This is a genomic window from Chlorobium sp. (assembly GCF_049593655.1).
Classification (GTDB): Bacteria; Bacteroidota; Chlorobiia; order Chlorobiales; family Chlorobiaceae; genus Chlorobium.
On record NZ_JBAWHG010000035.1, the window covers coordinates 1 to 14,648 of the forward strand.

Consider the following 14,648-nt stretch of genomic DNA (forward strand, 5'->3'; position numbering starts at 1 on the left):
CAGGCATGCCGCTCCTGCGGAGCCAGAGGTGGAGATGGGTGGGCGTCGGTTCTCTACCGATATTGCACCCCTACGGGGTTTGCGGAGTGCCAATTTCGAAGTCCCGGAGGGACGGCATCTCGGTAGAAACGGGTATCTCCCCCATTTCCTCTAAGCCCTGTAAGGGCGATATATCGGTAGCAACGGGAATTACAACGTTCGCAGGGGTTCATGAGGCGAGACAGGCATGCCGCTCCTGCGGAGCCAGAGGTGGAGACGGGCGGGCGTCGGCTTTCTACCGACATTGCACCCCTGCGGGGTTTGCGGAGTGCCAATTTCGAAGTCCCGGAGGGACGGCATGTCGGTAGAAACGGGTATCTCCCCCATTTGCTCTAAGCCCTGTAAGGGCGATATATCGGTAGAAACGGGAATTACAACGTTCGGCGGGTTTCATGCTGGAGGCTGGGTCCGTTCCTACGGAGCTCTATGTTGAGGTAAAGGGTCTGAAATTGCCCCTCTGCGGCCTTGGCAAACGTCATGCCGATTCAAGGGTATCGGAAATCCACCTGTTCAGGCTTTTTCCGGATTTTGTAGCCTTGATGAATACTTTATGGTGCAGTTCCGGGCTCATTCTCAGCACCAGTTTACCGGAAAACGGCTTGTCAGGCTCCTCTCCCCTTTCCTGACAGAACTCGAGATAGTCATCGACCGACGCCCTGAATGCATCCTCTATCTCGTCAACGGTCATACCCTGGAACGTGATGACATCCCTTGTATCCAGCACTTCACCGTGAAAAATACCGGCCTCGTCATCATATTCAACATGACCAGTATATCCTTTATAAGTCAGCATTATTATCGAACTCCCGCTTCTTGTAAAAAACGCCTCATTGATTGCAATGCCCCCTTGTCTGTTTCTTTTTGGGGATGTGGCCGGTGAAAAACAGCGCGAACTCCGTTAAGGGCAATGCGAACCCGTGAGCCCTTACCTTCAGACAATTCAGCTCCAAGAGCACTCAGCAGATTCTCGATGTCAGTCCATTGAACATCGGATCGAACCGGATTCTGAAAAATCTGGTCAAGAATCTTTTGATGCCGCTTATGCATGATACTATTTTATGGTATCATTTTTTTATTTGCAAACAAAAAAAACAAAAAGAGGATATTTCTGACCTGCCCGTCAGGCGAGCAGCGTGTCGCTGCTGCAGGTCTGGGTGGCGGCGGGATTGAACAGCCTGCCGAAAACATCGTCCACGCTTTTCTTGATGGGCCTGAGGGTGATGGCTCCCTCTTTTTCGAGCACGAACTCGATCTTGTCGCCGGTATGCAGGTCGAAAGCATTCCTCTCTTTCTGGGGATCGGTTTGCTACCGACATCGCACCCCTGCGGGGTTTGCGGAGTGCCAATTTCGAAGTCCCGGAGGGACGGAATGTCGGTAGAAACGGGCACCCTCATACACCTCTGTGCATGAAGGGTGACTGTCGGGTTCATCGGGGTGAACGCAGAGCAGGGGCTTCCGCGCTCCCTTATTCGAACTCGATGAGCGCCTGGCCGCTCTTGACGGCCTCTCCCGGCGAGGTCATGATGACCTTGACGGTTCCCGCCGTGTGGGCGGTGATGTTGGTTTCCATTTTCATGGCCTCAAGCACAACCAGCAGGTCGTTCACCTGCAGTTTCTGGCCGACCTGCACGTTGACCCGCTGCACGATTCCGGCAATGGGGCTGCGGCAGACCTTGTCGTCCGGCAGACCGTCCGGCGCGGGCTGCACGGCCTGAGGCCTGGGTGAAGGGGCCGAAACGGGCCGTTTCGACTGGATGGTGGAGGTGGATTCCGGGAACAGGGCGGGGGTGCGCACCTCTTCTCCTTCCAGCACTTCCACGTCAACTACATATTTTTTTCCATCTATGGTCAAGATCAACTGCACAATGCGACTCCTTATTTGTTGACACTGAATGTATGCGAGGACTGGATCGATACCCGGCCCTGCTGCGACCACGAGCTCTGCCCCTGATCGCTGATGAAGCGGGCCCTGCGGATCCGTACGTTCTTTCCGAGATAGGCCGCTATGGAGGCCGACATGATGATCAGGAGTTCCGGCGTTATTTCCGTTTCCTGTTCGGGCGTTTCCTGTTCGTTCATTATTGCGCTGTTCAGTATGGTTACAGGGGAATCAGGCCGTGTTTCTTCTGGGGCCTGAACTCCCGTTTCGAATGGAGGATATCGAGCGCCATGGCCAGATACCGCCGGGTGTCGGACGGTTCGATGATATCGTCCACATGCAGGCGCGAGGCCGAAACGTACGGCGTGGAAAAGGTGTCGCGATACTCCGTGATCAACTCCTGTCGGCGCACTGCAGGATCTTCAGCCTTTTTGATCTCGTTGCGGAAAATCACGTCAACAGCGCCTTCCGCGCCCATGACCGCAATCTCGGCCGTCGGCCAGGAGATGACCCTGTCGGCGTCCAGATCCTTGCAGCACATGGCCAGATAGGCTCCGCCGTAGGCCTTGCGGATGATGACGGTGATCTTGGGCACCGTGGCCGCGGAGTAGGCGAACAGCATTTTGGCCCCGTGGCGGATGATGCCGCCGTACTCCTGCTCGACGCCGGGAAGAAATCCGGGCACATCGACCAGCGTAAGGAGCGGGATGTTGAAGGCGTTGCAGAAGCGGATGAAGCGGGCCGCCTTGTCCGATGCGTTGATATCGAGCACCCCGGCCATAACGCAGGGCTGGTTTGCCACGATTCCTACCGAACGGCCCTGGAGCCGGGCGAAACCGATGACGATGTTTGGCGCGAAGGAGGCCTGCACCTCCATGAAGTCCTCGTGGTCCACGAGGCGGGCGATCACGTCGCGGATATCGTAACTCTGCTTGGGGTCAACGGGAACGATCTCGTTGAGCCGCTTGTCAGGCAGGATGATATCCTCGCCATCCCTGAGCGGCGGATCCTCAAGATTGTTGGAGGGAAGGAACGAGAGCAGGCGCTTGCAGATGGCCATGGCATCCATGTCGTCCTCCGCGATGAAATGCACCACTCCGGAGATGTCCATCTGCGCTACAGGGCCGCCGAGATCTTCGGCGCTGACCTCTTCGCCGGTGACGGCCTTGATGACCGAGGGCCCGGTGATGAACATCCGCGCCGATTTCGTCTGGATGATGAAGTCGGTCAGGGCGGGACTGTAGGCCGCCCCGCCGGCGCATGGACCGCAGATAATCGAAATCTGCGGCACCACGCCGGAAAGCATGACGTTGTTGTAGAAAACCTTGCCGTAACCCGAAAGGCTGTCGATCCCCTCCTGGATACGGGCTCCTCCGGAATCGTTGACCATGATGAAGGGCGAACCGGTCTTCAGAGAGGACTGCATCATCTGGACGATCTTCGCACAATGAATCTCGCCTGCCGAGCCGCCGCCTACCGTGAAGTCCTGGCTGGCGATGTGCACCAGACGGCCGTTTATGCTGCCGCCACCGGTAACCACTCCGTCGGCCGGCATCTCTTTGCCCTCCATGCCGAAAAGGGTTCCGCGATGACGGGCGAAAAGCCCCGTCTCCTGAAAGCTGTCCTGGTCGAGAAGGGCGTCGATCCGTTCACGGGCCGTCAGGCTGCCGGATTCGTGCTGCCTGTCGATACGGGCCTGTCCGCCGCCCAGCTGCATCGCTTCCTTCCGGCGGTTAAGCTCCTGTATTTTACTGTCGATATTCATGGTTGTTGACATGGGGAATTACTGATATGGCGTTACCGTCACCTTGTGCTGCCGGCCGCTCATGGTCACGGAGTAGGTGATGGGGCCGGTGATGGCGCCCTGGTGCCCTTCGGTCGGGTGCGTTTCGGACGCGCCGGTAAGAGGGTCCCTGCCGAGATTGCGCGGACCTTCGTGCCGTTCGGCAAAAAACTTCGGGGCTACCTGGGGAAACATGGAACAGGTAAGGACATCCTCATCGGTACCGTTGCAGCCGCCGAGAGCCAGCGCTTCGGAGCGGAGCTTCTGCCACTCCGGCTTCAGGAGGTCTGCCGGCCTGCAGGTTATGGGCTCCTTTTTGGCATGGCTGCGGGCAAGCTCCACCACTTCGGGGTTTTTCTCTCCCGGAACCTCTCCGTAGTAGCCGAGCATGAGATCGGCGAATTCGCCGGTCAGCACGGCATATCTGCCCATAAGGACGTTCAGCACCGCCTGGGTGCCGACGATCTGGCTGCTGGGAGTGACGAGCGGCACGTAGCCGGTATCCCTGCGGACCAGGGGAATCTCCTCCAGCACCTCTTTCATGCGGTCGCCTGCTCCCTGCTGGCGGAGCTGACTCTCCATGTTGGAGAGCATCCCGCCGGGAATCTGGCTTCTGAAAATTTCCGTCTCCACTCCGGTTACCTTCGACTGGTACTCGGCGTATCTGCCCAGCACCGACATGAAATGCTCCTTGACCCGCAGGATCTTTTCCTGATTGACCCGTGTGCCGTAGCCCGTTCCATCGAGCATCTCGATGAAACTCTCGGTGGGATTGTGTCCCGGTCCGAGGCTCATGGAGCTGATGGCGGTGTCCACGCAGTCAACCCCCGCCTCGACCGCCTTCATGAGACTCACCAGCGTGACGCCGGTCGTGGCGTGCGCGTGCAGGTGCACCCGCAGATCCTCTCCGCACGCATCCTTTATCCCCCTGACCAGGTCGAATGCCGCCTGGGGCTTGATGAGCGCAGCCATGTCCTTGATGCAGATGGAGTCGATGCCCATATCCTGAAGCCTCCGCGCCTGATCGACGAAGAGCGCGGTTGTGTGGATAGGACTGACGGTATAGGAGATCGTGCCCTGGGCGTGCCCGCCGGCCATCCTGACGGCCCGGACGGAGGTCTCGATGTTCCGCAGGTCGTTGAGGGCATCGAAAATCCGGAAAACACCGATGCCGTTTTCCACGGACTTCCGGCAAAAACGCTCCACGACCTCGTCATCGTAGTGACGGTATCCCAGCAGGTTCTGGCCGCGCAGAAGCATCTGCAGCGGCGTTTTCGGCATCAGGCTCTTGAAGGTGCGCAGACGCTGCCACGGGTCTTCGTTCAGATAACGAATGCAGGCGTCGTAAGTGGCTCCGCCCCAGCACTCTATCGACCAGAAACCGGCGTCGTCGAGATCGGCGCAGGCTCCGATCATGTCGTCGATGCCCAGTCGGGTGGCAATCAGGCTCTGATGGGCGTCACGCAGGGCAAGCTCGGTAATATCTATGATTCTGTTATTGATGATGACTCCACACGCTTAATGTTGGCAGAACGATAGGTTCCGGAATCGGAAGCTGGGCGTATACAAGAAAGGAAAATCTCTGTAGAGCGGCATGTTTGCAGGATATCCGGAAAACGTATCAAATTTTACTGCGCGCAATATAGCACATTTACATTCGATAAGCACATTACAGAATTGTTAAACCCAAAAACGTCCGATAACAAACGGAGGGCGGATCATCTCCCGGAGGCAACCCTCTCCGCTATCGCCCGATCCATCCCCCGATAATCATCCAGGAAAAACCGGTTCATGAGCGTTCCCGCGATACCGCCCAGCAGCCCGGTAAACCGTTCGGTGTCAAGAAAACGGGTGCTTCCGTCCGACCCTTCGGAGAGCGAAAAAGAGTGTTCGGCGCGCAATATGCCGAAGGGCAAGGTAAAGGTCCAGGAGAGGCGCTCTCCGGGCTTCAGAGCCGAGACGCGGACCGGAACCCTGAACGCGGGAAGCGCTTTGACTTTCAGGCGAATACGCACACGCCTCCCCTCTTCGGAAATGCCATCGAAGGACGTGACCAAAGGGTTCCACTCCGGCCAGGCGGCGGTGTCGGAGAGAACGCGCCAGACGTCGGACAACGTGGCTGCGATCGTGATTTCGGTACGGATATTTCCCATCGGCAGAATCGGTTTCGGAAGCATTCCTGAATGGTACGGCGTTATGAACGAATCCCTCGCAAGCCTCTTTTCAATGGCGATGAACGAATGAACGGAATCCCTGTCATCAACACAACCCGCAAGGCATCGGGAAGGGGTGCGACGGGCGGACAGACGGACCGGCGCGGTGAAAATAGTTTTGCTTCCTTTTTGAATAACCGTTTCAATTTTTTACATTTACTTCCCTGAACGATATGGCGAAGTGGCCGAGTGGTTAGGCAGAGGTCTGCAAAACCTTGTACAGCGGTTCGAATCCGCTCTTCGCCTCAAAAAAACAGCTGCACCCTGCAGCTGTTTTTTTTTGCTTCCACGGAACCGGGAACCCCTACCCGATCTTCTCCGCTCCCGTAATAATGGCCTCCACCAGCTTTTCGATGGTGGCCTCATCCATCAGCACGGGAATGTTCAGGCAGATGCTGCTGCGCAGCATGGCGCCGGTTTTCGGCCAGAGCGTTTCGAGATCGACATCGCGGTAGCGGTCGAACTCCGGAAGCAGGTGGCTCCAGACGCCGGCGAAGTGCCAGTCGAGCGCCTCGGGCAGGATTTTGGTGCCGAATCCGCGTTCCATGAGGTGCGCTTCGAACTGCAGGGCCGCATCGCGGTCGCGTACGCGGAAGATCAGCGTGTCGCCCTGCGAGCCCTCCTCGTCCGAAAAGGGGCGGAGGGTGATGTTGCCGAGATGGCTGATGGCCTCCTTGATTTTTTTCTTGTTCTCCTTGGCGCGCGAAAGGATCAGGTCGACCTTGCGGAGCTGCGCAAGGCCGATGGCCGCCGTCACCTCGCTGAGGCGCAGATTGAGCCCTTTTGCCCGGCGCGGATCCTTGCCGCGCGGCAGACCCTCAAGGTGCATGTGTCCGTGATCGGAGAACTCGGCCGCACGGTCGTACACCTCCCTGTCGTTGGTGACGATGATGCCGCCCTCTCCGGTGTGCATGGTCTTGCCCGCGTCGAAGGAGAAGGAGCCCACCCGGCCGATGGTGCCGAGCTTGCGTCCCTTGTAGGAGGCTCCCAGCGCCTGGGCCGCATCCTCGATGAGCATGATGTTGCGGCGCTCGCAGATGGTCGCCAGCTCGTCCATTTTAGGCGGGGCCCACATGGGAATGGCAACCACGGCCTTTGTGGCCGGAGTGATGGCTTTTTCCACCTCCAGCGGGTCGAGGTGATAGGTTTCGTCAAGCTCGACCGGCACCGGCACCGCGCCGAGCGCGCTGATGGCCTCCACCGGGGCGATGAAGGTCCAGGCGGTGGTGATCACCTCGTCGCCGGGGCCGATACCCGCGCCGGCAAGGGCGCAGTGAATGGCCGCCGTGCCCGAGGAGACCGCATGGGCGTACTTCACGCCCATGTACTCGGCAAACCGCTCCTCGAACTCTCTCGCCTTGTAGTTTCCTCCGCCGTAACGGTAGAGATTGACCTTTTCGCCACTGAAAAGGTCCTGAATTTCGGCCAGTTCCTCACGGCCTATAAGTTCTGCTCCTGCCATGCTGCGTTACTGATAAAATGTTGCGTAATGGCGACTCGCTGTATGTATTAAACAATCGTACAGGGAAGCGCCGGATTAATGTCACCGTCCCGATTGCCGTCAGGTCAGATTGTAGATCACATGCCGTGCCGAATCCTCGTTGAACTCCACCGGATTTCCGGCAAACGATCCTTTCAGGGCCGCCGAGACGTTTCTGGCGAACTCCGGAGCGTTGCTCTTGGCGTATCCGTAGGGAACAAGGTTCGGAATCCGGAGATCCCGGTAGAGATCGTCCATCTCTGCGAGCAGCTCCTGGGTGGCCTCCCTGGCCGACGGAGAGGAGCGCATGGGGTTGAGGAGCGCGTATTTTTCGTAGCCACGGTCGAAGTTGTAGCGCATGACCTCCTTGAGGAAAATCGCGCCTGCCAGACCGTGCGGCACCTTGTGCTTCACGCCGAGATAGTAGGCGAAGCCGTTGGTGGGGCCGTCTCCCGAGTTCATGAGCGCCGCCGTACCGCAGATGCTGCCGATGGCCAGATCGAGACGCGATTCCGCCCGGTCGAGCTGGCCCTGCCGGAGTGCGTAGAAGGTGCGCTGGAACCCCTCGACGGAAAAAATCCGGCTCAGGGGGGTGTGCTTCTGCGAACCGAAACTGTCGATGCAGTGCACCAGGCTGTCCATGGCCGTGGCGATCACGCTTTCCATCGGGGCGGTCATGGAGAGCTGGGGATCGATCACGGTTTTCCGGGGGAAATTGCGGCGGCTGTTGATGCCGAGCTTGCGCCCTTCGGCCTCGTCGATGAAAACCGCATTGAAGCTGACTTCGGCGCCGCTGCCGAGCAGCGAGGGCACCGTCACGAGCGGAACGGGATCGATGACATCCTGCGGAAACCCTTTCAGGGAGAGCGCGGGCACCTGGTTGGTGAGCAGGAGAGCAACGCCCTTGCCGAGATCGAGCGAGCTTCCCCCGCCGATGGCCACGATACCGTCCGGGGCATTGCTGCGGAAAAACCCGGCCACGTTCTCGAGATGGGCATAGGTGGGCTCACCCCTGAACTCGTTGCAGTAGAGCACATGGTCGGTGAAGCGGCCGGTCAGCCCCTTCAGCACGTCCTGAAAATAAAGGCTCGAAGCGAGATTGGCATCGTAGATGATGCCCGGTTTTTTCATGCCGGTCTGCCGGACGTACTCCTGCAGATTGAGGGCTTCATTGACGCCGATCACCAGATCGGTGGAAAGAAAAAATTGCATAGGTGTTGATGCTATGGGTTCTCCGGTCCTGATTCCTGGCCGGCCAGGTTTTTCTTGAACATATAAAACTCAATTAAATCGATTTCTTCGATACTGTCAATCTCCCACGTCTGCCAGAACTCCATTTCATAGACGGAAAGCCTGTTTCCGATACGGTTGCCGCACACCCTGAGCACCTCGGGAGTGACCAGATAGATGGAACCGTTCTCGATATACTGCTGCGGCCGCTCCTGGCGCATGCCCCTGTTGCGGAAATCGAAATTCACGCTCTGCCAGCCGTGAGCCTGACGCTCCCAAACGGTGAGATCGTCGAGCCGGGTAACGGAAATCAGTGAATCCGCCCCTTCGGCTTCGAACCGCCCGATCGCCCGGTCGATATCCCCCGGCTTGCGCAGGGGCGAGGTGGCCTGGAGAAACACCACCAGACCGACAGGAATGGCGTGCTCCCGTTCGAGCACTTCGACGGCGTGCAGCAGGGCCGATTCCGACGAGGCCCTGTCGCCTGAAAGCTCCGCAGGACGCCGGATAACCCCTGCGCCGTAACGCTCGGCTACCGCCGCGATTTCGGGATCGTCGGTCGAAACGAACACCCGGTCGACCCGCTCCGACTCGCGCGCCTGCATGATGCTCCAGGCCAGAAGGGGACGGCCGGCAACCGGATGGATGTTTTTTCCCCTGAGCCCTTTGGATCCGCCCCTTGCGGGAATGATGGCGATATTCCGGATTTCCTTCTCCTCCATGATGGCGTTCACCCTTCGGTTTATCCGTCGATGACCGACCGGCAGACATCGGCAATACGGCGCGCCGCCGACTTGTTCTGCAGCGGGGTGAGCGCCCTGAGCTCCTCGGGGGGCAGCCCGCAATGCACGGTCTTGTTCAGTGCGGAACCGACAAAAATGGTTGAAGAAAACTGCGCTATGAGCATGCGCGAATTGGCGATCATCTCCTCGGTTTTCCCTTCGGCAAACACCAGGCTTTCAGGCGCCCAGTTCCTGATCTCGCGAATTGCCCTCACGGCATTCTCGTTGGGATGGAGCTTGAAAATCAGCTGGTGCCCCCCCGCCATATCGAGGTACTTCCCGATATTTTTCTTCCGGTTCTCGTAAATGAAGGTCTCGCGGTTGTCGGAGGTGCAGACCAGCACGAAATCGCGATATTCGAAATCGTTCCGGAGGTACTGTTCGCAGTTGTCGAAATTGGGAATGCTGGTAACGACAATCTTGTCGGGATTGACCCCCTTGCGGATAAACAGATCGCGGTACCCCTCGCTTGCCACGCAGAACTTCTCGTAGAGGTCGCTCAGCCCGGTCATCGCCGTTCCGGCAACCCAGCGGGGCACCCAGCGGAAGTTGCGGGCAAGATGATAAAGCACGGTTTCCGGCTCGGTCATCCCCTCCTGAACCAGGACGATTTTCTTTCTCCGGATCTCCTTCGGCACAATCAGGTCGGTACAGGTAATCACCAGGTCGTAATCACGACCCGTTCCGCCTGTATCGAGCTGCAGATCGTTATCGAGGAGATACTGAAGCGCCCTTCCCGAGCGTTTCCTGCCGAGAATGGTGAATTCCAGAAGGCCCTTGCCGCTTGCAACGCCAAGCAGACCGTCACTGAAAAACGGAGTGAAGTAGCGGTCGTAATCCCCCAGCCACTCCGAAATCTGGTGCATCTGGGTGGTCTGGTTCATCGAGCCGCAGATAAAGAGAATCTTCTTCATGAGCATGCCCGGTTAAAGAGGCCTCTTCGTCTATTTCGTTGCATGAGGATAAAATAACTTCGATCAAAAATATAAAAAAGCCGTTAACATCGCAGGCATTCATCCCGAGCTTTGACAAGATTCCTGAAAATCCCCGGATCGGCCAGCCGGGTTACCTGATGACGGGTTCATTGAAGAAAGCCGGCGCCCCTGTCTCCGGAGCCTGACGATCCTGCTGCTGCGGCAGGATGGCAAACAAAAAACCCCCGCTCCCGCTTCACGGAAGCCTGTGGACCTGAAACACCGGATCTGCTGTCGATTATACCCCGGCAAACCGCCCGATGCGGTACGGCCGGGGAGGTCCGCGGGGTAAAAATCGATTGCAGGGGGATTGCCGGCTTCACCGGAAGGCCAACCGGCCCTGAGCTGCCGGAAAATCAGCGTCACGTCCCGATGTCGTCCTCTCGCGCTGCATCCCCGAGATGCACCCCGGAAAGAAACATGATTCCGTAACCGAAAGCATACCAGAGCAGCTCCTTGAAACGCCGCAGCAGCACGAATGCCGCACCGCAGGATGAGAAATCCTGTATGCCGAGCGCCTGAAAAAACAGCAGATAACCGAGATCCTGAACCCCGAGTCCCGAAGGAATGAAAAAAAACAGCGAGCGGAGCATGGCCAGCGATATGTCGATGGCGAAAATCTGGTAAAAGGAAATCTCAACCCCCAGAAGGGACAGGATGATATAACTCTCAGCCGTCAGCATGAACCATGCGCCAACATAGTAAAGCATCGCCAGCAGCCGTCCTCCGGAGGGGGAGCCCCTGTAGCTGTTCAGCGCCTGATCGGTATCGAGAAAACCGGACTCCTTTTCAAGCAGCCACTCCTTGACCCGCCTGAACGGCACCAGCATCAGAAACCGGTGGATATGTCCGGCCACCTGTCCGTTGAGGAGCAGCAGCAGAAAGAGCATGAACAGAAGAAAAACGGCCAGACCGCAGAGAACCATCAGCAGACCGAGACCCTCGAACCCGATTATCCGGCCCGAGACCATCTGCAGAAAGCCGTAACCCGCCAGGGCTCCAATCAGGGTATAAAGCCCCTGCGCGGCCCCGAGCATGAGCTTGCGCACCGCCACACTCGCCACCGATTCGGGAACGGGAAGACCGATAAAGCGCTTGCAGAGGTAGGGCCTGAGCGGTTCGCCTACAGCAACACCAGCCGGAAGCGTCATCGAAACGGTTTCGGCTATAAGCTGTATTTTCAGGAGTGGAAAAAAGGGAATCGACCTCATGCCGGGAGGAAAAACCTTTATCCACGCGAAGGTTTCCACCACATGCAGCACAAGAAAGGGCGCGAGAATCAGCACCGAGGAAAAACCTATCGAAAAAATCCTTTCGACAGCTCCCTGAAGATCGATCTGGCTGAAAAGGTAGACAATAAGAGAAACACCGAGCAGGAGACCGGCATATCCCGGCAGATTATTGCTTTTATTTTGCTTCAACTGCATAAAACGGGTAAAAAACAGACATAAAAGATACCGTAAAGTACCAGACACACTTTGCAAAGATAATATTGTATCGTTAATTATTTGTTCAATCGTTTCAAACCTTCCTGTATTGTTCTTTCGCTCAACTCTTCTTTCCGGCAGCCAGAGTACCTCTCCGTTTCGTGTGAAGTCCAGGTTTGCCGTGATGCGAACAGGACGAAGCTGCGGTTCCGGGAAAAAACAGAGAACGGCTCTCTGCCTTTTGCTTTTCTGCATTTTCAAGAATAACAATGGCGCTCTATGGGACTTATCAACTCCGATTTTCATACGCTACCTGAGCTTTTCTCTTCAGTGTTCAGTCACTTTCACGGTCAGAAGGAAAAATTCCCGATTGCAAGAAAAATCAACGGAGTCTATGAACCGATTCCTTACGATTCCCTGGAGCAGGACATGCGCCATCTTGCGGCATTTCTCAGGGAAAACGGTATTGCCGAACGCGACCGGGTTGCCATTCTCTCGGAGAACCGGCCCGGCTGGTATCTGGCCGACATGGCCATTCTCACTATCGGGGCTATCGACGTACCGCTCTACCCCTCTCTTCCGCCAAACCAGATCGAATATATCCTGCTCAACTGCGGAGCCAAAGGCATTGTGGTTTCAAACATGCTGCAGCTCGGCAAGATTCTCTCCATCTGGCAGAACCTGCCCGACCTGAGCCTGGTCATCGTGCTGAACCGGCTCGAGGAGCCGATCGAGGACGTCATCGACCTGAACCACGTAAAGGAGACCGGCAAAAAAATCATCGAGGAAAAACCCTGGACTCTCGACGGCATCAGGGTGGAGCCGGAGGATGTGGCCACCATCATCTACACCTCGGGTACTACCGGCCTGCCGAAAGGCGTGATGCTTACGCACCGGAACCTCTGCGAAAACGTCAAAAGCTGCTCGACCGTCATCCGCCTCGACGAAACGGACTGCAGCCTTTCGTTTCTCCCCCTCTCTCACGCCTACGAACGTACGGGAGGGTACTACCTCCTCTTTGCCTGCGGCTCGGCGATCTACCTTGCGGAAAGCATCGAAACCATATCGCTCAACATCGCCGAAGCGAAACCGACCATCATCTTTACGGTGCCGAGACTGTTCGACCGGATGAAGGTCAACATGCTCAAGCAGATTGGCAACGAGAGCCCCATGAAACAGAAAATCTTCCATTGGGCCGTCAAAACCGGAGAGGAGTATAACCGCCAGATAAACGAGAAAAACCGGGCCTCGACGGCAGTTTCGATACAGCACGGCCTGGCCGACAGGCTTGTCTATCACAAGATCCGCAAAAAATTCGGTGGCCGCCTGCGTTATTTCGTTTCGGGAGGCGCCGCCCTGCCGCAGAAAATCGGGGAGTTCTTCCAGGCGATCGGCATCAACATTCTCGAAGGGTTCGGGCTGACGGAAACATCACCGGTCACCAACGTCAACCGGCCGGAAAAAATCAAGTTCGGCACGGTAGGACCTCCAGTAAAAAATGTCGAGGTGAAAATAGCTTCCGACGGGGAGATCCTGCTCAGGGGGCCAAACATCATGAAGGGGTACTGGCAGGACGAGGCCGCTACCAGCGACGTCATCAGGGACGGATGGTTCTACAGCGGCGATATCGGCGAAATCGACCGCGACGGATACCTGAAAATAACCGACAGGAAAAAGCACATCATCGTCACATCCGGTGGAAAAAACATTGCTCCGCAGCCGATAGAAAACCTCATCACCGAAAGCCCCTTTGTCGATCAGGTCATGGTGATCGGCGAAAAACGCCCCTTCCTTATCGCCGTCATCGTGCCGGATTTCGCCAAACTCAACGAATATGCCGCGCAGAACTCGATTTCGGCGAAAACAAACCGGGAGCTGATCGAGCACAAGGGAGTGCAGCAGATTTACGAAAAGCTCATGCGAACCATCTCGCGCCAGCTCGCCACTCACGAAAAAGTACGCAAGTTCCTCCTGATCGAAGAACCCTTCAGCATTGAAAAGGGCGACATGACCCCTACCATGAAGCTGAAACGAAAAGCCATAACGGCGAAGTACGCTCAGGAGATCGACAGGGTATACAAAGCCCTCAACATGGTGTACAACACGGAGTGAGCCTCCGGGCAGCTCCCCACCCCGAACCTGCAATCTCCCGCACACCCTCCGGAAACCTTGAACCCCCTCTCTCTGCAGGCTTCCGGAGCCGCTCCATCTTTCGATAAGCCGCAGGGAAACACCCTGTCCCGAAGGAGAGTGCCCGATACCATTGCATTCCGGTCTTTATGTATTATTTTAACCAAAGACGTTCAGTTTATCGCACGAACCCCTAAGCGCCCATGCATCGGGAGATAGCAATACGCAAGGCGGAACCGGCCGATGCCCCGGCAATTGCATCGATCCTGGAGAATACCGGCTGGTTTCCTTTTTTCAACGGCGACACCCTGAAGCAGAACGCCGGGCGTATCGGCGAGTTTCTCGATAACGCCTATGCCGAGGCAAAAAGTCATTCGGCTTATGTTGCCGAAACCGGGGAAGACATTCTCGCAGGGTACGTTACTGTTCATTGGCTCCCCTATCTCTTTCTTCCGGCTCCCGAAGGATATATTTCGGAAATCTTCGTGGATGAACGCTACCGGGGCGGGGGTATCGGAAAGGCGCTGCTCGAAGCCGTTCGGGTGGAAGCTGACGCGAAGGGGTGTTCCCGCCTGATGCTCTGCAACAGCCGGACCCGCCACTCCTACAAGCGGGAGTTCTACCAGAAACTCGGATGGCAGGAACGCGAAACCGTCGCCAACTTCATTCTCAAGCTCTGAGCCGCTGCCGGCGTTGCATGACGCCCGCAA

The 14,648-nt window shown here is 57.1% G+C and carries 16 protein-coding genes and 1 tRNA gene; 4 read left to right on the top strand and 13 right to left on the bottom strand.

The genetic code is table 11. The features are described from left to right. Positions 1–514: 514 nt before the first annotated feature. The 8 genes from WBP50_RS05290 to WBP50_RS05325 all read right to left on the bottom strand — a co-directional run bounded on the left by WBP50_RS05290 (position 515) and on the right by WBP50_RS05325 (position 5,816). Complete coding sequence (locus WBP50_RS05290) at positions 515–832, bottom strand: type II toxin-antitoxin system HicB family antitoxin (RefSeq protein WP_423932205.1); 318 nt, start codon at positions 830–832, stop codon at positions 515–517. A 2-nt stretch (positions 833–834) separates the two neighbouring features. After that, a complete protein-coding gene (locus tag WBP50_RS05295) occupies positions 835–1,086 on the bottom strand; it encodes a type II toxin-antitoxin system HicA family toxin (protein ID WP_423932207.1) in 252 nt (83 codons plus the stop codon). A gap of 73 nt (positions 1,087–1,159) precedes the next feature. Then, positions 1,160–1,282, bottom strand: coding sequence for a hypothetical protein (locus tag WBP50_RS05300; RefSeq protein WP_423932209.1), 123 nt, complete (start codon positions 1,280–1,282; stop codon positions 1,160–1,162). 223 nt (positions 1,283–1,505) lie between these two features. Continuing rightward, on the bottom strand, positions 1,506–1,904 hold the full coding sequence (locus tag WBP50_RS05305) for a biotin/lipoyl-containing protein (protein WP_423932211.1): 399 nt from the start codon (positions 1,902–1,904) through the stop codon (positions 1,506–1,508). 11 nt (positions 1,905–1,915) lie between these two features. Continuing rightward, positions 1,916–2,119 (bottom strand): hypothetical protein, encoded by a 204-nt coding sequence (locus WBP50_RS05310; protein WP_423932212.1) that lies wholly within the window; start codon positions 2,117–2,119, stop codon positions 1,916–1,918. A 20-nt stretch (positions 2,120–2,139) separates the two neighbouring features. Next, a complete protein-coding gene (locus tag WBP50_RS05315) occupies positions 2,140–3,684 on the bottom strand; it encodes an acyl-CoA carboxylase subunit beta (RefSeq protein ID WP_423932295.1) in 1,545 nt (514 codons plus the stop codon). Positions 3,685–3,702: 18 nt separating this feature from the next. Next, the gene (locus WBP50_RS05320) at positions 3,703–5,205 is read right to left on the bottom strand and encodes a methylmalonyl-CoA carboxytransferase subunit 5S (RefSeq protein WP_423932296.1); all 1,503 of its coding nucleotides are present in this window, start codon (positions 5,203–5,205) and stop codon (positions 3,703–3,705) included. A gap of 215 nt (positions 5,206–5,420) precedes the next feature. Beyond that, positions 5,421–5,816, bottom strand: coding sequence for an SRPBCC family protein (locus WBP50_RS05325; RefSeq protein WP_423932298.1), 396 nt, complete (start codon positions 5,814–5,816; stop codon positions 5,421–5,423). Between WBP50_RS05325 and WBP50_RS05330 the strand changes: the two genes are divergently transcribed. Beyond that, complete coding sequence (locus WBP50_RS05330; protein WP_423932305.1) at positions 5,737–5,946, top strand: hypothetical protein; 210 nt, start codon at positions 5,737–5,739, stop codon at positions 5,944–5,946. The two genes, WBP50_RS05325 and WBP50_RS05330, sit on opposite strands and share 80 nt — an antisense overlap. A gap of 144 nt (positions 5,947–6,090) precedes the next feature. Continuing rightward, positions 6,091–6,161, top strand: a tRNA-Cys gene (locus WBP50_RS05335). A 58-nt stretch (positions 6,162–6,219) separates the two neighbouring features. On the opposite strand, the gene WBP50_RS05340 is transcribed toward WBP50_RS05335, so the two are convergent. The 5 genes from WBP50_RS05340 to WBP50_RS05360 all read right to left on the bottom strand — a co-directional run bounded on the left by WBP50_RS05340 (position 6,220) and on the right by WBP50_RS05360 (position 11,808). Continuing rightward, entirely contained in the window at positions 6,220–7,377 is a 1,158-nt protein-coding gene (locus WBP50_RS05340) for a DegT/DnrJ/EryC1/StrS family aminotransferase (protein WP_423932214.1), read from the bottom strand. 99 nt (positions 7,378–7,476) lie between these two features. Beyond that, the gene (locus tag WBP50_RS05345; RefSeq protein ID WP_423932215.1) at positions 7,477–8,607 is read right to left on the bottom strand and encodes an iron-containing alcohol dehydrogenase; all 1,131 of its coding nucleotides are present in this window, start codon (positions 8,605–8,607) and stop codon (positions 7,477–7,479) included. An 11-nt stretch (positions 8,608–8,618) separates the two neighbouring features. Beyond that, positions 8,619–9,332, bottom strand: coding sequence for a cytidylyltransferase domain-containing protein (locus tag WBP50_RS05350; protein ID WP_423932300.1), 714 nt, complete (start codon positions 9,330–9,332; stop codon positions 8,619–8,621). 35 nt (positions 9,333–9,367) lie between these two features. Then, on the bottom strand, positions 9,368–10,321 hold the full coding sequence (locus WBP50_RS05355) for a hypothetical protein (RefSeq protein WP_423932216.1): 954 nt from the start codon (positions 10,319–10,321) through the stop codon (positions 9,368–9,370). Positions 10,322–10,743: 422 nt separating this feature from the next. Then, positions 10,744–11,808, bottom strand: a complete 1,065-nt coding sequence (locus tag WBP50_RS05360) for a lysylphosphatidylglycerol synthase transmembrane domain-containing protein (RefSeq protein ID WP_423932217.1) — start codon at positions 11,806–11,808, stop codon at positions 10,744–10,746. Positions 11,809–12,087: 279 nt separating this feature from the next. Between WBP50_RS05360 and WBP50_RS05365 the strand changes: the two genes are divergently transcribed. Both WBP50_RS05365 and WBP50_RS05370 read left to right on the top strand, forming a co-directional pair. Then, positions 12,088–13,920, top strand: coding sequence for an AMP-dependent synthetase/ligase (locus WBP50_RS05365; RefSeq protein WP_423932219.1), 1,833 nt, complete (start codon positions 12,088–12,090; stop codon positions 13,918–13,920). 221 nt (positions 13,921–14,141) lie between these two features. Further along, positions 14,142–14,618, top strand: a complete 477-nt coding sequence (locus WBP50_RS05370; protein WP_423932221.1) for a GNAT family N-acetyltransferase — start codon at positions 14,142–14,144, stop codon at positions 14,616–14,618. Positions 14,619–14,648: the final 30 nt, after the last annotated feature.